This window comes from Enterobacter sp. WPR_3_1 (assembly GCF_003635055.1).
Lineage (GTDB): Bacteria > Pseudomonadota > Gammaproteobacteria > Enterobacterales > Enterobacteriaceae > Enterobacter > Enterobacter ludwigii.
Genome location: NZ_RBXU01000008.1, coordinates 535,985 through 557,211 on the forward strand (window position 1 = coordinate 535,985; position 21,227 = coordinate 557,211).

Annotated in this window: 15 protein-coding genes and 1 pseudogene; 7 read left to right on the plus strand and 9 right to left on the minus strand. The window is 54.9% G+C overall.

Annotated elements, in window-relative coordinates; translation table 11 throughout:
- Nucleotides 1-80: 80 nt before the first annotated feature.
- Nucleotides 81-1,292, plus strand: a complete 1,212-nt coding sequence (locus BJ887_RS04255; RefSeq protein ID WP_121339357.1) for an MFS transporter — start codon at nucleotides 81-83, stop codon at nucleotides 1,290-1,292.
- Here BJ887_RS04255 and mtfA read toward each other — a convergent pair.
- Entirely contained in the window at nucleotides 1,289-2,086 is a 798-nt protein-coding gene (gene mtfA, locus BJ887_RS04260; protein ID WP_014170764.1) for a DgsA anti-repressor MtfA, read from the minus strand. The genes BJ887_RS04255 and mtfA overlap by 4 nt on opposite strands.
- 315 nt (nucleotides 2,087-2,401) lie before the next feature.
- Between mtfA and BJ887_RS04265 the strand changes: the two genes are divergently transcribed.
- Entirely contained in the window at nucleotides 2,402-3,301 is a 900-nt protein-coding gene (locus BJ887_RS04265; protein ID WP_121339359.1) for a LysR family transcriptional regulator, read from the plus strand.
- On the opposite strand, the gene BJ887_RS04270 is transcribed toward BJ887_RS04265, so the two are convergent.
- The 3 genes and pseudogenes from BJ887_RS04270 to BJ887_RS04280 form a co-directional block, all read right to left on the minus strand.
- Entirely contained in the window at nucleotides 3,276-4,064 is a 789-nt protein-coding gene (locus tag BJ887_RS04270) for a substrate-binding domain-containing protein (protein WP_041162759.1), read from the minus strand. The two genes, BJ887_RS04265 and BJ887_RS04270, sit on opposite strands and share 26 nt — an antisense overlap.
- Nucleotides 4,061-5,374, minus strand: a complete 1,314-nt coding sequence (locus tag BJ887_RS04275) for an MFS transporter (RefSeq protein WP_020883317.1) — start codon at nucleotides 5,372-5,374, stop codon at nucleotides 4,061-4,063. Before BJ887_RS04275 ends, BJ887_RS04270 begins: the two co-directional genes overlap by 4 nt.
- Nucleotides 5,375-5,669: 295 nt before the next feature.
- Nucleotides 5,670-6,976, minus strand: a pseudogene (locus BJ887_RS04280) (serine hydrolase domain-containing protein).
- Between the two features lie 95 nt (nucleotides 6,977-7,071).
- Between BJ887_RS04280 and BJ887_RS04285 the strand changes: the two are divergent.
- Nucleotides 7,072-7,977 carry a LysR family transcriptional regulator gene (locus tag BJ887_RS04285; RefSeq protein WP_078774567.1) on the plus strand — a complete coding sequence of 302 codons (906 nt, stop codon included), beginning with the start codon at nucleotides 7,072-7,074 and terminating at the stop codon, nucleotides 7,975-7,977.
- Here the strand turns inward: BJ887_RS04285 and fumA are convergent.
- Nucleotides 7,966-9,615 carry a class I fumarate hydratase FumA gene (gene fumA, locus BJ887_RS04290; RefSeq protein WP_121339361.1) on the minus strand — a complete coding sequence of 550 codons (1,650 nt, stop codon included), beginning with the start codon at nucleotides 9,613-9,615 and terminating at the stop codon, nucleotides 7,966-7,968. The two genes, BJ887_RS04285 and fumA, sit on opposite strands and share 12 nt — an antisense overlap.
- A 55-nt stretch (nucleotides 9,616-9,670) precedes the next feature.
- A complete protein-coding gene (locus BJ887_RS04295) occupies nucleotides 9,671-11,179 on the minus strand; it encodes an anion permease (protein WP_074164934.1) in 1,509 nt (502 codons plus the stop codon).
- Nucleotides 11,180-11,790: 611 nt separating this feature from the next.
- Between BJ887_RS04295 and BJ887_RS04300 the strand changes: the two genes are divergently transcribed.
- Nucleotides 11,791-14,571, plus strand: coding sequence for a flavocytochrome c (locus BJ887_RS04300; protein ID WP_121339363.1), 2,781 nt, complete (start codon nucleotides 11,791-11,793; stop codon nucleotides 14,569-14,571).
- Between the two features lie 65 nt (nucleotides 14,572-14,636).
- Complete coding sequence (locus tag BJ887_RS04305; RefSeq protein WP_121339365.1) at nucleotides 14,637-15,599, plus strand: FAD:protein FMN transferase; 963 nt, start codon at nucleotides 14,637-14,639, stop codon at nucleotides 15,597-15,599.
- Here the strand turns inward: BJ887_RS04305 and dcuR are convergent.
- Complete coding sequence (gene dcuR, locus BJ887_RS04310) at nucleotides 15,580-16,299, minus strand: two-component system response regulator DcuR (protein WP_014170753.1); 720 nt, start codon at nucleotides 16,297-16,299, stop codon at nucleotides 15,580-15,582. The two genes, BJ887_RS04305 and dcuR, sit on opposite strands and share 20 nt — an antisense overlap.
- Nucleotides 16,296-17,912 carry a sensor histidine kinase gene (locus tag BJ887_RS04315; RefSeq protein ID WP_020883323.1) on the minus strand — a complete coding sequence of 539 codons (1,617 nt, stop codon included), beginning with the start codon at nucleotides 17,910-17,912 and terminating at the stop codon, nucleotides 16,296-16,298. Before BJ887_RS04315 ends, dcuR begins: the two co-directional genes overlap by 4 nt.
- A 164-nt stretch (nucleotides 17,913-18,076) precedes the next feature.
- Here BJ887_RS04315 and BJ887_RS04320 point away from each other — a divergent pair, with 164 nt between their 5' ends.
- Nucleotides 18,077-18,940, plus strand: a complete 864-nt coding sequence (locus tag BJ887_RS04320) for an N-acetylmuramic acid 6-phosphate etherase (RefSeq protein WP_020883324.1) — start codon at nucleotides 18,077-18,079, stop codon at nucleotides 18,938-18,940.
- Between the two features lie 56 nt (nucleotides 18,941-18,996).
- Here BJ887_RS04320 and ompC read toward each other — a convergent pair whose 3' ends face one another.
- Nucleotides 18,997-20,163 (minus strand): porin OmpC, encoded by a 1,167-nt coding sequence (gene ompC, locus BJ887_RS04325; protein ID WP_044858312.1) that lies wholly within the window; start codon nucleotides 20,161-20,163, stop codon nucleotides 18,997-18,999.
- A 352-nt stretch (nucleotides 20,164-20,515) separates the two neighbouring features.
- Between ompC and BJ887_RS04330 the strand changes: the two genes are divergently transcribed.
- Nucleotides 20,516-21,217 (plus strand): phosphohydrolase, encoded by a 702-nt coding sequence (locus BJ887_RS04330; RefSeq protein WP_121339367.1) that lies wholly within the window; start codon nucleotides 20,516-20,518, stop codon nucleotides 21,215-21,217.
- Nucleotides 21,218-21,227 lie beyond the last annotated feature (10 nt).

Consider the following 21,227-nt stretch of genomic DNA (forward strand, 5'->3'; position numbering starts at 1 on the left):
AGTCGCAACTATTTTTGCAATATTTGTTTTCATAAACTTCATGATTTCCACACATTTATTGACACTATGTTCACATTCTCATGCGCACTTACCCTGAAACACTGACGGAAAACCTCACCCCGAAAGCGAACTGGCCACTGGCGCTATGCGCCGGATTGTTAGGTATTGGGCAAAACGGTTTGCTGGTCATGCTGCCGCAACTGGTCACCCTGACCGGGTTATCGCTCTCCGTCTGGGCGGGGCTGTTAATGTTCGGCTCCATGCTCTTTTTACCCGCATCGCCGTGGTGGGGACGCCAGAGTGAGCGACACGGCTGCAAGGTCGTGATGCAGGCCTCGCTAAGTGGCTATCTGGCAAGTTTCGTCGTGATGGCGCTGGTGGTCTGGGCGATGGCAAGCGGGATGATGAGTGCTGTCTGGGGGCTGGCGGGCCTGATCCTCTCGCGCACGCTGTACGGCCTGACCGTCTCAGGGCTGGTGCCCGCGGCTCAGACATGGGCCATTCAGCGCGCGGGTCTGGATAAACGCATGGCCGCGCTGGCGACCATTAGCTCCGGCCTCAGCTGCGGTCGTCTGCTGGGGCCGCCGCTGGCGGCGATGATGCTTAGCGTCAATCCGGTGGCACCCCTCTGGTTGATGGCGATTGCACCGTTTATTGCTCTCCTGCTGGTCCTTCGAGAGGTCGCCGATCCGCCGCTGCCGCCGGTCGCGCATCAGGCGACGCGTGTGCAGGTTTCAATGCTGCCGTACCTTGTGCTGGCGTTGCTTCTGGCCGCACTGGTGAGCCTGATGCAGCTTGGCCTGTCACCGCATCTCAGCCCTCTGCTGGAGGGTAACCCGCGAGAGGTGAGTCATCATGTCGCGCTGCTGCTGAGTCTGGCCGCGCTGGCAACCCTCGCTGCGCAATTTCTGGTGGTCCGTCCACAGCATTTCAGCCCGGTGACATTGCTCTGCCTGGCCGCGGTACTGATGGTGACGGGACTGGGGCTAATGTGTATTGCCGGGCTGGTGTTGTTCTACGTGGGAATTGTCATGACGTCGCTGGGAGCCGCCATGGCGACGCCGGGATACCAGCTGCTGCTGAATGAACGGCTGACCACCGGAAAAGGGGCGGGAGTGATTGCCACCAGCCACACGCTGGGCTACGGCCTGAGTGCGCTGCTGGTGCCTGTCGTCACGCGTTTATTCGGCGAGGTATTTTTAACGCAGGCCGCCTGGGTGATGGCGCTGATGTTTCTGGTGATGAGCCTATGGGTACGGTCGGTCAATCGTACCCATGTCGACCCGTCTTAATGGAGCTGGTGAGATGAATTGCCGGCAGGATCCTCATTTTGCCGCAGACGCAGCAGAGGGTCTTGCTGATAAAACTGACAGAACCGTTGCCAGAGGGCCGGGAAACGGGGGGCGAAAAGCTCAGGCGCGCTAAAGAAATATTCTGACAGCACCGCAAAGCACTCCGCAGGATCGGTTGCCGCATAGGCATCGATGCTGGCGGCACTTTCGCCCACCAGATCTATCTCATCCTGGATATTATCCATTGCCGCATGCAGATCGTGTTCCCAACCTGCAACCTCACGAAGCGGGATCAGCGGTACACCGCTGGCGCGATCCCCATTGCGGGTATCCAGCTTATGCGCCACTTCGTGAATGATCAGGTTAAAGCCGGATGCGTCGAACGAGTCCTGAATATCAAGCCAGTTCAGGATGATGGGCCCTTGCTGCCAGCTTTGCCCGGACTGCACCACCCGCTGGTTATGCACCAGGCCGAAATCGTCCTGCCATTCATCGTCCACCACAAACGGTGCAGGGTAGATGAGCACTTCATGGAAGCCATCCAGCCACTCAATACCGAGTTCCAGTACCGGCAGACAGAAAAGCAGGGCGATACGCGCGTTTTTCAGGGGATCCAGCTCGAAGCCCTGCAGCGGAACCAGACGTTTTTGCTGCAAAAAGCGATCCGCCAGTTGAACCAGTTTTGATTGTTCATCCGGCTGAAGATTAGCCAGAACAGGGATCGCCAGCGCTTCATCCCACGGCAGCGCCATATTTCGGCCAGCGTCATTCGTTTTCCAGGGCCACTTAATCATCGCTTTGCTCGCAAACTCGTCACTTGAACAAAAGGGGAAGGTAAGGTTCTGTTAAAATGCCAGACATTCGGTCATTGCTTCAATTCCAGCCTGGATAAACTATCACTTCGTACGTAACGGTGGATAGCGGTTTGCTGGTATCACCTTCATTTTGTGAACTCAGTCGAAGCCTAATCTTATGACACTTCCCCCATTAAGGTCAGCGTGAAAACCAACTCCTTAAGGGATTTCGGTGTTTCACCGGTTGCGGCAGGACAATAAGCCGCTATTATTTTTGACTTTCGTTCGTATTGCCAGACAGGACATTCAGACGCTATGCCCGTAAATTTTGACCTTAACGATCTTTATGCTTTCAGAGCGTTAGTGGAATACGGCAACTTTCGGGTTGCTGCTGAATCTATCTGTTTGTCCCCGTCAGCACTGAGCCGCAGGATTGAAAAACTGGAGGCGGCGCTGGGAGCGAAGCTGTTTGACCGGACCACCCGCCACGTGGCTCTGACACTGTACGGGCAGAACTTTGCTGAACGTTCAGCGCAGTTGCTCGATAACGTTGAGTCCATGCTGGCTGATATTGATAAAGTGAGTGAAGAGCGGACCGGGCTGATTACCGTCGCTACGGTACCGTCTGCGGCCTATTACTTTATGCCGGATGTCATTCGTCGCTTTCAGTCCCGTTATCCGCGTGTCCGGATTAAGCTCATCGACAGCAGCGCGGGGAATGTCATTGACGCGGTTGCCCGTAGCCAGGCGGATTTCGGGATCTGTTTCACCGGGAGTTTGCCCTCTGAAATCGAGTTTTTCCCCCTTGTGGAAGATAGCTATGTCGCCGCGTGCAGGCGCGATCACCCTCTGGCAAAAAAGACTCACCTGACGTGGCAGGCGTTTTATCAGCAGGACTATATCATCCTCGACAAAACGTCAGGCAACCGTAACCTGCTCGACCGGATGCTGGGGGATATCGTGCCTGCGCGTCCCAGCGTTTGCGAAACGCGCCATGTGACCACGATGCTCGGTATGGTAGAGGCGGGCATCGGCATTGCTGCCGTGCCCGCCATGTCGATGCCGATGTCAGAGCACTCGCTACTGACGTCTGTCCCGCTCGTGGCGCCGGAGGTGAAACGCACTGTGGGGTTGATTCGACGCCGGGGGCGCATCCAGTCTTACATTGCGGCTGAACTGGAAAAACATATTACTGAGCAGTACCGCGGGACGTGACGGGGCTCATCCCCGTGTCGCGAATCACGGCGCTGGACTGTGTCGAGGAAAGGTAATCCAGCAGCGCTTTCCCTTCGCCAGGATGGTCGGCGTGGCGGGTCACGGCGCCCGCAAAGCGGGTGATGTATTGCAGGTTGTCCGGGAGTTTGCCAACAAACGTCACCCCTGGAATCGGCAGCAGTTCGCTGACCTGCTGGAAACCTACCGCGTATTTCCCTTTCGCCACTTCTTCGGCGACGGGGATGCGCTCAACCTTCGTTGCTTTACCCATCGCCTCTTTTTCAATCCCCAGCGTTTTGAACAGCGTCTGGCTGACGTATCTGCCGCTGGCGCTGTCGGAGTAGGCGATGGACTCCGCCTGAAGCAGCGTATGGCGAAGTTTTGCCTCGTTACTGATATCCGGGACGTCTGCGCCTTTTTTTACCACCATACCGACAGGGGAGTCCGCAAGTTCCGTGCGCGAGCCAGGCTGAGTCAGGTTGTCCTTTTCAAGTGTTGCCAGCGCATCGCCCACCATGATCACCACGTCGGCTTTTTCCCCGCGCGCAAGCCGGTTAGGAATTGCCTGCGGAGTCGTTCCCATAGACGGGCCGGGAATGAGCACAATGTTATCTCCGGTCTGGCGTTCATATTCCGGTGCCAGCTTTTCAAGGGCGGCTTTAAAACCGCCTGAGATCATGACCGTCACCTCTTTCGCTGAGGCACTGAAGCTCAGGACGGTCAGTATCAACGCGCCGGTGGTCAGTCGAGGAATCAGTCTCATGCCGCCCCCTCTGATTTCACGGTATTTTGCAGCGTCACTGCACGACGACGGTACAGGTAGAGCGTTGCCAGCAGGGCGCATACCGCGGCGAAACTCATCCAGTAGCCGGGAGAGGCTTTATCCCCGGTATATTCAATCAGCGCGGTAGACATTACCGGCGTGAACCCCCCAAATACCGCCGTTGCCAGACTGTAGGCCAGAGAGAACCCCGCCACGCGAACTTCAGAAGGCATGATCTCCGTGAGCGCCGGGATCATCGCACCGTTGTACAGGCCATAGAGGAAAGAGAGCCACAGCAGGACGCTCAGCATCATTGAGAAGCTCGGTGCCTGCGCCAGCAGCGTCAGTGCCGGGTAGCTCGTCGCCAGAGCCAGCAGCGTCATGGCGATAAGCACCGGTTTACGCCCAAAGCGGTCCGACAGCGCACCGCCTATCGGCAGCCAGATAAAGTTGGAAATTGCCACCAGAAGCGTAACCAGCAGGCTGTCCGAAGCGCTGAGCATCAGCACTTTTTTCCCGAAAGTCGGCGCGTAAACGGTGATCAGATAAAAGGCCGTGGTGGTCATTGCCACCATCAGCATGCCGGCAATGACCACCTGCCAGTTACCGAGCAGGGTTTTAAAGACCTGATGCATCTCCAGATGATGGCGGCGTGCGTTGAATTCCTCTGTCTCCTCCAGCTTGCGGCGCAGGAAAAAGATAAACGGTACGATTAAACAGCCGACCAGGAACGGGATACGCCAGCCCCATTCACGAATGGCGCTCTCTGCCATCAGCGCATTCAGCGCAAACCCCATGGCTGCCGCAACCATAATCGCGACCTGCTGGCTGCCGGACTGCCAGCTGGTGTAAAAACCTTTGCGGCCGGGCGTGGCAATTTCAGCCAGATAGACCGATACACCACCCAGCTCCGCTCCGGCAGAAAACCCCTGCAACAGTCGGCCAGTCAGAACCAGTAACGGTGCCCACAGACCTATGCTGTGATAAGACGGAATAAGCACGATCAGGAAGGTACCCGCCGCCATAATCGACAGGGTCACGATGAGTCCTTTTCTGCGCCCAACCTTGTCGATATAGGCACCCAGTACGATTGCCCCGATGGGGCGCATTAAAAATCCTGCGCCGAAGACGGCAAACGTCATCATCAGGGAAGCAAATTCACTGCTCGCCGGGAAAAAGGTATGCGCGATGTAGGTCGCATAAAAGCCAAAGAGGAAGAAGTCGAATTGCTCGAGAAAGTTGCCGGACGTCACGCGAAGTATCGCGCCCGCTTTCGAGCGAACGGTTGCAGGTGAGGTTGAGGAAAACATGGTTATCTCCAGTTTATTGTTGACGTTTTGCTCGTCTGTTTCTGAAAACTGGATCAAGAACCCCAAATTTATAAGCGCAATTAATACATGGACTGATGCATTTAACGCATCAATAGCGCGTGGTCGATCGGGAGTGATTGCCGTAACAACAACTTAACAATTAATTGATTTTTTATTCACCAGTTTGGGTAAGTCACTGATATTGCCGTTTTGTGACATCGCGCAGAGGCACCCTTGTTTGCAGAGAATACAAAAGCCAGGCGATGCCTGGCTGTTAACTATCACTTACCGCGACTTACCGCAACGCGTTGGCAATCGCACTGAACATCAGTGAGGCTTCCAGCGGCTGTGCGCTAAACGACGGTTCGGCCTGCGGCCAGGTGGACCACTGAACGATCACCAGATTTTCCGCCTGGTTTACCATGATCATCTGCCCAAAGATCCCCAGCGCCCAGAGCGAGCCTTTCAGCGACTCATTCGCCGCGGGCACCACCTTCGTGGCCGTGACGGGCACTTCGTTGTTCCACCACTGATAGCCGTACAAGCCGGTCGGGTGTGCGTCAGAGACAGATCCATCAGCCTGCGTCCAGCATGAGGCGTCTTTCACCCAGTTGTCAGGCAGGATCTGTTTGCCGTTCGGTAGTGTGCCGTTATGCAGGATAAACTCCCCGAAGCGTCCCCAGTCTTCCAGCGTGGCGTTAAAGCCATGCGCGCCGACATCATGCTGACCTTTACGGTAGGCATGCCATACACCGTCGCTCGCCATGCCGTACGGCTGCCAGATGCTCTTCTCAAGATAGGCGGCCAGGGTCATGCCCGTTGCACGCTCAAGCACGTCACCCAACAGCCAGGCACCACCGGAGGAGTAAGACCAGTGCTGGCCTGCCGGGTGTTCGCGTTTCAGCCCGGACACCAGTTTACGCACGCAGTCATAGGTACCTGGTTTCGCTTCACACTCGGTGAGCTGTGCGAAATCGGAGGTGGGATTGGTGTAGTCTTCGTTCCATGCCACGCCGGAGGTGTGGGTGATCAGCTGTTTTACGTCACACCGTCCCAGGCGGTGCCTTTCAGGTCTGGCTCGTATTGCGTGACCAGGTCGTCGAGTGAGCGAATTTTTCCCTCTTTGAGAGCCACACCAACCAACGTTGAGACCACGGATTTCCCGACCGAACGGGAGGTCCAGAGCGTCGTATCCGTATTGCCTTCGCCGAGATATTTCCACGCGATTTTGCCGTCTTTCAGTACCAGCATGCCGCTCACGTTCTGACGTTTCAGGTAGTCCTGCAGGTTATAGGTCTTGCCGTTGACCTGATAGCGGGCGTCAGTGAGCGGTTTCTCTGCGCTGAGCAGCGGCGTGGCGTTGCCGTGATGGAACACATCTCCCGCGTAGTTGCGGTAGTCATTTCGAAAGCCGACCACGCGATCCGCCTGGCTCCAGGTGAGCATCTTGTGCGTGTCAGGAAGCTGTTTGTCGAACGGAGCAGGGCAGGTGTTCAGGTCAGTACCGTCGCAGGCAGCCAGCGCGACAGGCGCAAACAGACCGCTGCACAGGCTAATTACAACGCCCGCCAGCAGCGTGCGGTTCAGTGAAGGATAATTCATCATTTTTCTCGCTGTGATTAGGAACGCCTTCAGTTTAAGAACCCGCGACTTATAATAAAAAACGCGTAATGGGGGAAATTCCCCCCGAAAACTGAATGGAGAGTGGCGTGTCGACGGTAATTTATTCCTTTGCCCAACTGGAAGCGTTTACCGCCGTGGTGGAATACGGTGGCCTGGCAAAAGCGGCGATGAAGCTCGGGAAAGATCGTACGACGCTGCGCGACCTGATTGATTTTCTCGAAGATGGATTAGGGTACAGGCTGTTTGTGCGTGAAGGACGCACACTGCGTCTGACCCCTGAGGGCGAGCAGCTGCAGCGGCAGGCGCACCTGCTGATGCGCCAGGTGAAAGCCTTTGAGGCATTTGCCAGCGCGGTACCGGAGCGTGCTACGCAGGACATCACGCTGGTTTACGATCCCTTTACCTCAAGGCCATTTTTGCAGGCGCTGATTGGCGAGATGGCGAAGCGACATTTACGTCTGAGCCTGGTCAGCGCCTCCCGGGATGAGGCTGAAGCGATGCTGGCCAGCGGGCAGGCGGATCTGGGCATTTGCCAGGCACGTAATCGCAGTGTGGGTAATGAAATGGAGTGGCGGGCGCTCGGGGCGATCGATATGGATTTCTACGCCTGCAACACGCTGTTCGCTGAAGCCACGCAGCCGCTGTCGCTGCTTGAGTTGTCGCTGGTGCCGCAGGTGATTATGCACGCCGCCTCGGATGAGCCGGTGGCACGTCGTCTGCAGATATCGGGGCACACCCTTTTCACCAATGAGCTGGAGATGTTGCGGGGCCTGCTGGAGCAGGGATGCGGCTGGGGATTTTTACCGACGCATTTCCAGCCGACCGGGTGGAAAAAGGTAAAAAGGCTGCACACCGAAGTGGGCAGCCAGGGGATAAGTCAGACGATGGTGACCATCTGGAAGCCGGGAAGCGACAAGCGAGAGAGGATCGCTGAAACGCTGTCGCTGTTACCGGCGTTGTGGAAAAACTCAGCGCTGTGAACACCCATTGCACTGCTGATTCTGGATCTGCTGGAAGAAGTCGTTACCTTTGTCATCCACCAGGATAAACGCCGGGAAGTTTTCCACTTCGATTTTCCAGATGGCTTCCATACCCAGTTCAGGATAGGCCACGCACTCCAGACGCTTGATGCTGTTTTGTGCCAGTACCGCCGCCGGGCCGCCGATGCTGCCGAGGTAGAAACCGCCGTGCTTATGACAGGCATCGGTCACCTGCTGGCTACGGTTGCCTTTCGCCAGCATGATCATGCTCGCACCGTGAGACTGCAGCAGGTCGACGTACGAATCCATCCGTCCAGCCGTGGTTGGGCCGAGAGAGCCTGATGCATAGCCTTCCGGAGTCTTGGCCGGGCCTGCGTAGTAGATTGGATGGTCTTTGACGTACTGCGGCAGTTCTTCACCGTTGTCGAGCAGCTCTTTCAGCTTCGCGTGGGCAATGTCGCGCGCCACGATGATTGTGCCGTTCAGTGACAGGCGGGTAGAGACCGGATGAGCAGAAAGCTGGGCCAGGATCTCCTTCATCGGCTTATTCAGATTGATGCTGACCACGTCGCCTTCACCCTGTTGACGCAGGAATTCAGGAATATACTGGCCCGGATTGTGTTCCAGCTTCTCAATCCAGATACCGTCGCGGTTGATTTTGGCTTTGATGTTGCGGTCAGCGGAGCAGGAGACGCCCATGCCAATGGGGCAGGAGGCACCGTGGCGCGGCAGACGGATCACGCGAATATCATGGGCGAAGTATTTCCCGCCAAACTGCGCGCCGAGGCCGAGGTTCTGTGCTTCCTGAAGCAGTTCCTGTTCGAGCTGAACATCACGGAACGCCTGACCGTGTTCGTTGCCTTCGGTGGGCAGCGCGTCGTAATAGCGCGTTGAGGCGAGCTTAACGGTTTTCAGCGTCGCTTCAGCCGACGTTCCCCCAATCACGAAGGCAATATGGTAAGGCGGGCAGGCCGCGGTACCCAGGGTACGCATTTTCTCAACCAGGTAGTTTTTCAGCTTCGCCGGGGTAATCAGCGCTTTGGTTTCCTGATAGAGATAGGTTTTATTCGCGGAACCGCCGCCTTTTGCCATGCACAGGAATTTATACTCGTCCCCGTCGACGCTGTAGAGATCGATCTGCGCAGGCAGGTTAGTGCCGGTATTGACCTCTTTATACATATCCAGCGCGGCATTCTGGGAATAACGCAGGTTATCTTCGATGTAGGTGTTATAGACACCCTGACTCAGCGCGGCTTCGTCACCGCCACCGGTCCAGACGCGCTGGCCTTTTTTACCCATGATGATCGCCGTACCGGTATCCTGGCAGGTGGGCAGCACGCCTTTGGCCGCGATTTCAGAGTTGCGCAGGAACTGCAGGGCAACGTATTTATCATTTTCGCTGGCTTGTGGGTCGTTAAGAATAGCGGCAACCTGTTTCTGATGCGAAGGGCGCAGCATAAAGGCGGCGTCGTGGAAGGCCTGCTGTGCCAGCAGCGTCAGCGCTTCGGGTTCCACTTTCAGGATCTCCTGACCCTCAAATTCGGCAACAGAGACATGTTCTTTGGTCAGCAGATAGTATTCGGTATCGTCGTGTGCAAGAGGGAAGGGGTTCTGGTAGTAAAACGGTTTGTTTGACATAGCGTATTGCTCCAAAAAAATAAAACCGCCGGAGGGGTAGTCCGGCGGTCAGGGATCAGAACATCATGGACATCCACGGATAACCAATCAGCAGCAGGGCCGCCAGGAAGATGGCACCAAAGATGGTGCCGAGGCGCCAGTAGTCTTTGGTTGGCAGGTAGCCGCTACCGTAGTAGATAGGGCTAGGGCCGGTACCGTAAGGGGTGATAATCCCCATGACACCCAGGGAGGTCACCATCAGCAGGACGAACACCTCCATATTCATGCCAGGAATGGTAGAGGCGATGGTCAGCATCGCTGGCAGCAGCGCCGTGGTGTGTGCGGTGGTGCTGGCAAACAGGTAGTGCAGCAGGTAGAACGCCAGCAGCAGTACGATGGTGGCAACACCCGGCGAGATACCGCTCATCAGCAGACCGCCTTCTTTACCCAGCCAGCTAATGAAGCCCGTGGAGGAGAGACCATCCGCCAGCGCAACCAGGGTGGCGAACCAGACGAAGGTGTTCCAGGCGGCTTTATTCCCGGTGATATCGTTCCACTCCAGCACCCCGGTCCACAGCATCAGACCCACGATTAACAGTGCAGCCATCGCCGGTTCAATCCACGCGGCGGCGAAAATCCACATCAGCAGCGCGCAGCAGACGAAAATCAGCAGCAGGATTTCGTTACGGGACAGTTTGCCCAGTTTTTCCAGTTCACGGGTCGCCCACAGTGGCACTTCGTTGTTCACTTTAACTTCAGGCGGGTAGAACCAGTAGGCCAGCAGCGGCATGGTCAGAATCAGCAGCACGCCCAGCGGCAGGAATGCGATAAACCAGGTGCCCCAGGAGATGTCGATCCCCACGGTGCTTTTCACCAGCGCCAGCGCCAGCAGGTTCGGTGCGAGGGCAGACAGGAACATTGAGCTGGTAATACAGGCCGCGGTGATCGCCACCCACATCAGGTAAGAACCAATTTTACGCGCGCTTGGATCGTTCGGTTTTGAACCATACAGCGGCGGCAGGTTAGCGATAATCGGATAGATGGTCCCGCCACTACGCGCGGTGTTGGAAGGTGTAAACGGTGCCAGCAGCAGGTCCGCGAAGGTGATAGCGTAACCGAGCGTCAGGCTGCGACGACCCAGATATTTCACCAGAATCAGCGCCAGACGGCGGCCGAAGCGGGTTTTGTCATAGCCTGCGGCAAACATGAAGGCACCGAAAATCAGCCATACGGTAGAGTTACCAAAACCGCTCACGGCCCATTTAAAGGAGGCACCCGCCAGTTTGAATTTCGGGTCGGCCAATTGTTCCGGGCTGAACAACACCCACTGGCTGCAGAGCGCAATTGCCACGACGCCGGTCAGGCCAATGACCGCGCCTGGCAGCGGTTCGAAGATTAAACCGACAATCACGCCGACAAAGATAGCGAAGTAGTGCCACGCGTAAGGAGGAAGCCCTTCCGGGACCGGAACAAACAGTAACAGCACGGCAACGACAATGGGCAATGCCATCATTAGCAGACGTTTTGCCTTTCCGTTGGATGCGTGACTCGCCACAGGGGGCGTTACAGCAGTTTTTGTATTCATAGTTTCGCGTCTTAAGTTGTCAGGAATTCGGTTATGCGCTGAAATATTCATTTGCTTTCTTTAGTTTGTTTTTATTTTATTTAGTTACTAAAGGTGCGCATTTGCTATTTCAGTAATAGCGATTTAACGCATTTTTGATGCGCTAAATTAAAAATTGATGATATTTATATATTGCGCCTTTGACTGTCTCGATGCTTGATCGCGATCAAGAAAATAGAGTTGCGGTGGTGTTTTTGTTCAACTGATAATAACCACTCTGGCGTATGTGGTTATTATTTATTTTGATATGGATTTTACTCAAGGTTGTTAACATTTCATATAACCATTTTCATATAACTCTTTGTTTACAATGGTTTGTTTTTGTCTCTTGGGATCGTGAAAAGGTCATTGATACGTTAACAGTGTTTAAAGGATTGTGAATGGAGTAATTAATATTGCTAACACCAATGTGTTATTAATGTTATTGAGGGGATTAAATAGTTTTTTAACTAACGTAATAGCTTTAGAAACTAAAAAAATCATTATATTAGTATTATGACATCGGAATAAAAAATCGAAATAAAACTGAGCCCGATAACGAATTCTTAATTTTAAAGTTTGGAGTTTCTATTATGAGCACTAACGAACGTATTCTAAGCCCCTTCACATTACCGAATGGTACCGAACTGAAAAACCGTTTGTTAATGGCCCCTATGACGACCTGTACCGGTTATTACGACGGTACGGTGACCAGCGAGCTGGTTGAGTACTATCGCGCCCGCTCAGGCAGTATTGGTACCATTATTGTTGAGTGCTGCTTTGTTGACGATCTCGGTCTCGCCTTCCCGGGTGCGATTGGCATTGATAACGACGAGAAAATCGCCGGGCTGGCGAAGATCGCTGAGGCGATTAAGTCCAAAGGATCTAAAGCGCTGCTGCAGATCTACCACGGCGGCCGCATGGTTGATCCGAAACTGATCGGTGGCCGCACGCCGGTGGGGCCAAGTGCCGTTGCCGCGCCACGTGACGGCGCCGCCACGCCGGTTGCCCTGACGGGGGAAGAAGTCGAAGGGATGATCGGTAAGTTCGGTGAAGCAGTACGCCGTGCGATTCAGGCGGGTTTCGATGGCGTTGAAATCCATGGGGCCAACACCTATTTGATTCAGCAGTTCTACTCTCCAAACTCTAACCAGCGTGACGACGAGTGGGGTGGCAGCCGCGATAACCGCGCGAAATTCCCGCTGGCCGTGCTCGACATCACCCATAAAATGGTGCGCCAGTACGCCGATGACGCCTTTATCATCGGCTATCGCTTCTCCCCTGAAGAGCTGGAAGAGCCGGGCATCCGCTTTGAAGACACCATGTACCTGCTGGAAAAGCTGGCCGCGCGCGGTGTGGATTATCTGCACTTCTCCGTTGGCGCAACCCTGCGTCCTTCTATTGTCGACACGCAGGATCCGACCCCGCTTATCGAAAAATACCGCGCAATGCGTTCTGACACGCTGACGCAGGTGCCGGTCATGGGCGTCGGTGGCGTGGTCAATGCCGCGGATGCGAACGAGGCGCTGGAACATGGCTACGATCTTATCGCCGTAGGCCGCGCCACCATCGCCTACCCGGACTGGACAGACCGCATCGCGGCGGGAGAAACGCTGGAACTGTTTATGGACAGCACCCGACGCGAAGCGCTAAGCATCCCTGAGCCGCTGTGGCGTTTCTCGCTGGTGGAGGCGATGATCCGCGATATGAGCATGGGTGAATCGAAATTTAAACCGGGCATGTTTATTGAGAATGTTCGGGACGATAGCAACGAACTGGTGATTAACGTCAGCCTGGAGACCGACCGCATCGCCGACATTGAACTGGCTTCTGGCCCGACCCAGGACGTTGAGTTTGTCACCAGCTTCGAAGAGATCCGCACCCGTATTCTGGATGCAAACACCCCGCACGTGGATGCCATTACCGGTGCAACCAGCCAGAGTGAAGCGGTCAAAAAAGCGGTGTCCAAAGCCATGCTGAAATCCAGCAAAGCGCTGGCAGCCGAAGAGGGTGTCGACCCGAACGAGACCCGAAGCGTTGACGTTGTGGTGGTCGGTAGCGGTGGCGCGGGTCTGGCCGCAGCAATCCAGGCGCATGACGAAGGCGCAAGCGTGCTGATTGTTGAGAAAATGCCCTCCATCGGCGGTAACACCATTAAAGCGTCTGCGGGGATGAACGCCGCGGAAACACGCTTCCAGCGGGTGAAAGGGATTCAGGACAGCAAAGAGCTGTTTTATCAGGAAAGCCTGAAAGGCGGTAAAAACAAGAACAACCCGGAACTGTTGCGCCGCTTTGTGGAAAATGCCCCACAGGCGATCGAGTGGCTGGCGACCCGCGGCATTATGCTCAACGACATCACCACCACCGGCGGGATGAGCATCGACCGTACTCACCGTCCAAAAGACGGTTCTGCGGTGGGCGGCTATCTGATTAGCGGCCTGGTGCGTAACGTCAACAAACGCAACATCGAGGTTATGCTCGATACGTCGGTCAGCGACATTCTCTTCGAGAACGGCGAAGTCACCGGCGTACGTCTGACCACGGAAGAAAACGAAACCCTTACCGTAGCAACCAAAAGCGTCATTGTGGCTACCGGTGGTTTCAGCGCCAATAGCCAGATGGTGGTTAAGTACCGTCCTGACCTGGAAGGTTTCGTGACCACCAACCACAAAGGGGCGACAGGGGGCGGTATCGCGCTGCTGGAGCGTATTGGCGCCGGTACGGTCGATATGGGGGAAATCCAGATCCACCCAACCGTTGAGCAGAAAACCTCGTACCTGATTTCCGAATCCATCCGCGGTGGCGGGGCGATTCTGGTGAATCAGCAGGGGAACCGTTTCTTCAACGAGATGGAAACCCGCGATAAAGTCTCTGCACAAATTATCGCCCTGCCGGAGAAATACGCTTACATCGTCTTTGATGAGCACGTCCGCGCCAAAAACAAAGCGGCAGATGAGTACATCGCCAAAGGGTTTGTCACTAGCGCCAGCTCACCTAAAGCGCTGGCTGAAGCCCTGGGTATGGATTACCACGCTTTCCTGGCGACCCTGGAGCGTTACAACGGCTTTGTTGAAAAACAGCACGATGACGATTTTGGCCGTACGACCGCGCTGCGTGCACCAATCAACGAAGGGCCATTCTATGCCATTCAGATTGCGCCGGGCGTGCACCACACCATGGGCGGTGTGACCATTAACACCGAAACCTGCGTACTGGACAGCAACCACAACGTGCTGCCAGGGGCATTTGCGGCCGGTGAAGTGGTCGGTGGTATCCACGGTGGTAACCGTATCGGGGGTAACGCGGTGGCAGATATCATTATTTTTGGTACGCTTGCCGGACATCAGGCGGCGATGCGCGCGAAAAGGGCGTAAGTCAGCCGTAAGGGTATGCCGGATACGCACCGTGTATCCGGCATTTCAACCAGGGAGCTTGCACCATGTCTTCTGACCACCGCGTCTACAGTTACTCCGCCGTTCTGATGGGATCGCCCATTCTCCTGAAGCTTTTCGCTCATGATGAAGCCCTCGCTTCTCGCGTTTTTAGACTGATTAAACAGTATGAAGACCTGCTGACCGTCAACCGTGCCAGCTCGCAGGTGATGGATATCAACCATGCTGCCGGTCAGCATCCTGTCACCGTCAGTCGCCCGGTTTTTGAGCTTATCCGCTGTGCGAAAGCGGCAAGCCAGCTCAAGGACAGCGCATTTAACCTGGCCATCGGCCCGCTGGTGAAACGCTGGAAAATCGGTTTTCGGGGAGATAGCGTTCCGCCTGCCGATGAAATCGCGTCGTTGCTCGCCATTACCCATCCTGAGGATGTGGTCCTTGATGAGGCCAGCAGCAGCGTGTTCCTGGCCCGGGCGGGCATGGAGATTGATCTGGGGGCCATCGCCAAAGGCTATATCGCCGACAGAGTGCGCGATTACCTGCGTAAAGAGGGTGCTCAACTGGGGCTTATAAATCTTGGCGGTAATATCCAGACGCTGGGTTCACCGGAAGGGGGCTGGAGCGTGGGGCTCAAAAAACCGTTCGCCGGGGAGGCGCTGATCGGTACGATGACCGTAGAGAACATGTCGGTGGTGACATCGGGTACCTACGAACGCTTTTTTGAGCAGAACGGCAGGCGTTATCACCACATACTTGACCCGCGCACCGGCTATCCGCTGGATAACGAACTGGACAGCGTCACCATCATTTCGAAAAACTCCATTGATGGTGATATCTGGACCACGCTGATGTACGGCATGGGCGTCAGTAAAGGCTGTTCAGCGCTGCGTGCACGACCCGACATTGAAGCAATCTTCGTGACCAAAACAAAAGAAGTGGTGCTCTCTTCAGCGCACCACTTCCGCTTTACCTTGCTGGATAACAGCTACCGCGTTACTGACAGTACTGCTTGAGCAGTGCCGTCTGTTCGGGCTGCAGGCGATAGCGATACACCGGCCGCCCGGTGGCACCGTAGTGAATGCTGGTAAACAGAATGTTGATTTGCGCCAGCCAGATCAGGTATTTGCGACAGGACACGCGTGAAATATTGACCGCGTTTGCCAGATCATCGGTGGAAAACTCCGTCTCCGGGTGCGCATCAATCCACTGACAAATCGTACGCAGCGTTTGCGGCGTTAACCCTTTCGGCAGTTTTTTACTGTCCGCCAGTTCCGGCGCACCGCCGTGGATCAATCTGTCGACGTCGGCCTGCTCATAGTACTGATGCGATCCCATCAGGCTGTGCTTTGCCTTCCAGCCGTTCAGCGCCTCTTCAAAACGCGGGAACTGGAACGGTTTAATCAGATAATCCACCACACCGTAATGGATGGAGGTCTGGATGGTGGCGGCATCGGCGGCGGAGGAGATCATAATGACATCGATCGGCCGGCCTGAGGCACGGATGACGGGAAGGAGATCCAGCCCGTTATCCTGCTGCATATAGACATCCAGCAGCACCAGATCGACAGGCTGGCTGGGGTCGTTAATGATGGCCCTGGCCTGGTTGAGCGTGGAGGCGACGCCACAGCAGCTAAAGCCTTCAACACGGTTGACATACAGACGGTTGAGGTCGGCCACCATGGCGTCATCATCGACAATTAACACATTTATCACGCGATATTCCTCTCGCTATCCCAGGGGATGTGAACAAAAAATTGGGTAAATACGCCAGGCTCAGACTCGACGGTAATGTCTCCGCCCAGGTTCTGGATCTGCTGACGAGCAAGGAACAGCCCAACGCCGCGATTTTCGCCTTTGGTTGAGAAGCCCTTTGTAAAAACAGCCTCGAGCTGAGCCGGATCAATACCGGGGCCATCGTCGCTGACTTCGCAACTGAGCCAGCCATTCTGATAATGTAGCAGCAGGCCAATTTCGCCTTCCTGCTGTCCTTCCATCGCGTCGAGCGCGTTTTCAATGAGGTTACCCAGCACGGTAATCAGCACCGCAACCTGCTCTTCGTTGGCGGTATCCGGTATCTGGCACTCATCGGCCAGCGTCAGGGCGATCCCTGCTTCCTTAGCCCGGTTGATTTTACCCAGCAGGAACCCGGCTATCACCGGAGATTTAACTTTGCTCTGAATGGTACCAATATCGGTCTGATAATTATGCGCCGTCTGGATGATGTACTCTTCAAGTTTGTCGTAGCGCTTCATATGCAGCAGACCGAGGATCACGTGCAGTTTGTTCATAAACTCGTGCGTATGGGAGCGCAGGGCATCGACATAATTGACCATGCCATCGATACGCTGCATCAGCTGGCTGATTTCCGTTTTATCGCGAAAAGTGGTGATGGCACCAATAACCCGCTCCTGGCTTTTAACAGGTACCATGTTGCACAGCAAGAGTCGCCCGTTGCAGCTGATCTCCTGATCCTTGCGTGCAATGCCACTCTTCGAGACTTCCCGCAGGCTTGCCAGCAGGGGAGCACTGGCATTTTCGGTCTGTTTGCCGGAAGGCAGAAGCAATATTTCTCTGGCGGTGTGGTTAATCATCGTCACCCGCCCCTGAATATCCACGGCCAGTACCCCTTCGCGAAGCGACTGCAGCATCGCCTGCCGCTGTTCGAACAGCGCCGAGATCTCATACGGCTCAAGGCCGAACAGGATACGTTTGAGCACGCGAACCAGGCCCCAGATGGCCAGCGAGCTCATCAATATACTGAATAATATGGTCCAGACGGCGTTAAGCCGCCCGCGGGCAATCTGATCTTCCACTTTTTTAAGGGAGATACCGACCACCACCACGCCGATCTGCTCGTGCTGGCTATCAAAGACGGGGGTGAAGACGCGAAGCGCTTCGGCGAGGGCACCCCGGTTAACGGCGACATGTTCCTTTCCTTCCAGCGCGGGCGTCAGGTCATCGCCGATAAAGTGCAGACCTAGCAGGGCTTCGTTCGGGTGCGAGTAACGAATACCGCGCATGTCGGTGACCACGGTGAAGAGCAGGTCGTTGCGCCTGGTGACCGCCTGGGCGATGGGCTGAATAATATCCGCCTGGGGAGCCTGCATCAGACCGCGTTGAATTTCGGGACTGTCGGCCAGCGTTCGCGCGATCCCAAGGGCCGTATCCTTAACATCATCGCGGGTGGCACGGGTGATTTGGACGGAATAGAGCGCAAATACCAACAGCAGCACAGAACCGATAATCGCGCACACCATTAACGTGACCAGGGTGTTCAGTTTCATGGGGCGCTTGCGCGTCAGGGGGAAGGGCTGCAAATCGCTCATCAAAACTCCGCGATGATTAAGAAAGGGGTAATTATCGCCGATGACGCGCGTTTCTTAAAGCCATGTAAAGGCATGGATTCGGTCCTCTTTTCGTGACCCTCCTCGCAGGTCACCTGTCTAAAACACTTTATAGTGTAGGGGTACTCATAATAAGGAGGTTGTTTATGAGCATTACGCTTACCGGTTCGGTCAAGGAAAGACGGCACGCCAGCACGATGAATATCGATAGATTGTCCACGCTGGACATGCTGAAAGTCATTCACCAGGATGATGCCCTCATCTCCGCTGCAATAACCCCATGTTTAACAACGATCGCCCGCGTGGTGGATAACGCCGCTGCGACCCTGAGTCACGGTGGTCGTCTGGTCATTGTTGGCGCCGGCCCGTCAGGTCGTGTCGCGCAGCAGGCAGCCGATGAGTATGCCCCGGGAAAAACGCCTGTGATCGCCATAACGGCGGGAGAGGAGGCGGGCAGCTACGAGCGCGGTGTCGCCGACCTGCAGGCCATCAAATTTGGTGAACAGGATATGATGCTGGCGGTCACCGTCAGCGGCAAAACACCGTGGGTCTGGGGCGCGATGCGCCATGCGTGGTCGTTGGGTTCCCCGGTCGCGGCTATTACGGATGACGCGCAAAGTGAAGCCGCACAGCTGGCGAGCATGGTGATTGCCCCGGAGCTTGGCGCGGACGCGATCGCGGGTTATATCAATACCAAAGCCGGGATCGCACAAAAAATGATCCTGACCATGATAACCACCGGCCTGGCGGTTCGAACCGGACGCGTATTCAGCAACCTGCGCGTGGATCTGGACGCCAGCAACACCAAATGGTCTGAACGGCAAATTGCCATCGTCATGGAAGCGGGGGGATGCACCCGGTCAGCGGCGAAAGCCGCGCTGGAGAGCTGCAACCATAACTGTAAAACAGCGGTGCTGATGGTGCTGACAGGGCTGGATGCCTGGAAGGCGCATGAACTGCTGGCGCAGAACAACGGCTTTATTCGTCTGGCACTGCAGGAAGCTCCGTAACATTTCTCTGTTGAATAAAAAAAGCCCGCGATGCGGGCTTTTATCATAGTGGGAAGTTAGAACTGGTACGTCATACCTACGCCAACGATGTCATCTGTAGAGATGCCGTTTGCTTCGTAGAAGCTTTCGTCGTTGTCCAGCATGTTGATTTTGTAATCAACATAGGTGGAGAAGTTTTTGTTAAAGCTGTAGGTCATACCGACGTCGATATAGTTAACCAGATCCATGTCGCCATGCTGGCCCTGTGGGTTACCCGCATTGCCAGGATAAGTCATGTCCTTGCCTTTGGAGTAAACCCATGCGAGGGACGGACGCAGGCCGAAGTCGAACTGGTATTGTGCCACGGCTTCAAAGTTCTGCGTCTCATCCGCAATCCCGGTATCGCCATATGGCGTCATATTACGGGTTTGCGCATACATCATCGCCAGATAAACGCTGTTGGCATCATATTTCGCGCCAACGGTCCACACTTCCGCAGTCTTACCGCCGGCGAAACGTGCGCTGTCTTGTATACCCTTCGCTTCCTGCTCATTGGTACGGTCAGAAGAGGAGTAGGCCGCGCCTAAGGTCAGGCCAGACAGATCGCCGGAGAAATCATAGCTAGTGGACATACCGAAGCCATCACCGTTCTGGAAACGCACGTCGTTATGACCGTTCTTGGTCCCTTCCTGATCTTCTGTTGCGTCCTGACCTTCGTTTGCCCCCTGATACTGCAGCGCAAAATTCAGACCCTCAACCAGGCCGAAGAAATCGGCATTACGGTAAGTCGCCACACCGTTTGCACGGCCGACCATGAAGTTGTCGGTCCAGGTATAAGAATCGCCCCCAAATACGGGCAGCATATCGGTCCAGGCTTCAACATCATACACGACGCCGTAATTACGACCGTAATCGAATGAACCGTATTCGCCATATTTCAGGCCAGCGTACGCCAGACGGTTAAATGAAGTATCACCGGCACTTTCGGTATTATTGGCGTAGGTTTTATATTCCCACTGGCCATAACCAATAACATCGTTAGTGATTTGTGTTTCGCCTTTGAAACCAATTTGTACATAGGTTTCATCGCCATCATCCCCAGGGTGATCAGAGAAGGTATGACGCGCATCGATCTTACCGTACAGATCAACTTTATTACCATTTTTGTTATACATTTCAGCTGCATGTGCTGCGCCAGCCATTAATAACGCGGGTACGAGAATTGCCAGAACTTTTCTTTTCATTATATATTCCCTTTAAAGATAATTAATATGAATATATGTAATCACTCTCTGTCATTACAGAATTGATACTATTCTACGCAATGTCATTTTGGTTCAAAAATAAATGTAATTAAAATCGTAGAAATATTGCAAAACATTTCTATCTGTCGCTTTATTTTTCTGGTGAATTAGAGTTTAGGATATATAGAAATAAATTATCATTAAGTATTTAGCGGCAGTATTATTTAATATCTCCAATTGATATTAAATATATTTCCTCGGGAATGCAGGGTACACGCGTCCCTGTCAGGACAAGCCGTGATAGCGGCGGGGAAAGTTGCTATTGTAGCCGTTTTAACAACAGGACGTGATGATGGAACTTACGCAGTGGCAGTCTCGCTTTGAGCGTTGGCTCGATGAAAACCACGCGACCCACGACGCCGCGCATGATATTTCGCACTTTCGTCGTGTCTGGATGACGGCGCAAACAATCATGGCGAACCAGGCGGTCGATTCACTGGTGGTACTGACCGCCTGTTATTTCCATGACATTGTCAGCCTGCCGAAAAACCATCCCCAACGCAGCCAGTCATCACGTCTGGCGGCCAGCAAGACGCTCGATATTCTGCGTCGCGATTTTCCGGATTTCTCCTCTGAACGCTATGCGGCCGTGGAGCATGCCATTGAAGCGCACAGTTTTAGCGCCGGTATCGCGCCGCACAGTCTTGAAGCCAAAATTGTTCAGGATGCTGACCGGCTGGAAGCGCTTGGTGCTATTGGTCTTGCGCGCGTCTTTGCGGTATCGGGGGCGCTGGGCGTGGCGCTCTTTAACGCTGAAGACCCGTTTGCCGACGCGCGCACCCTTAATGACCGCGCCTTTGCCCTCGACCATTTTCAGACCAAGCTGCTGCGCTTGCCTGATACAATGCACACAGACGTGGGGCGCGAACTTGCGCAACACAACGCCGATTTTCTCATCCAGTTTATGGCGAAATTAAGTGCCGAATTACAGGGCGACTGCCTGGGGCTGGATACCCAGGTGCTGAGCCGCTTCCGTCGCAGTTTGAGCGAGTGAACTGTGGTAA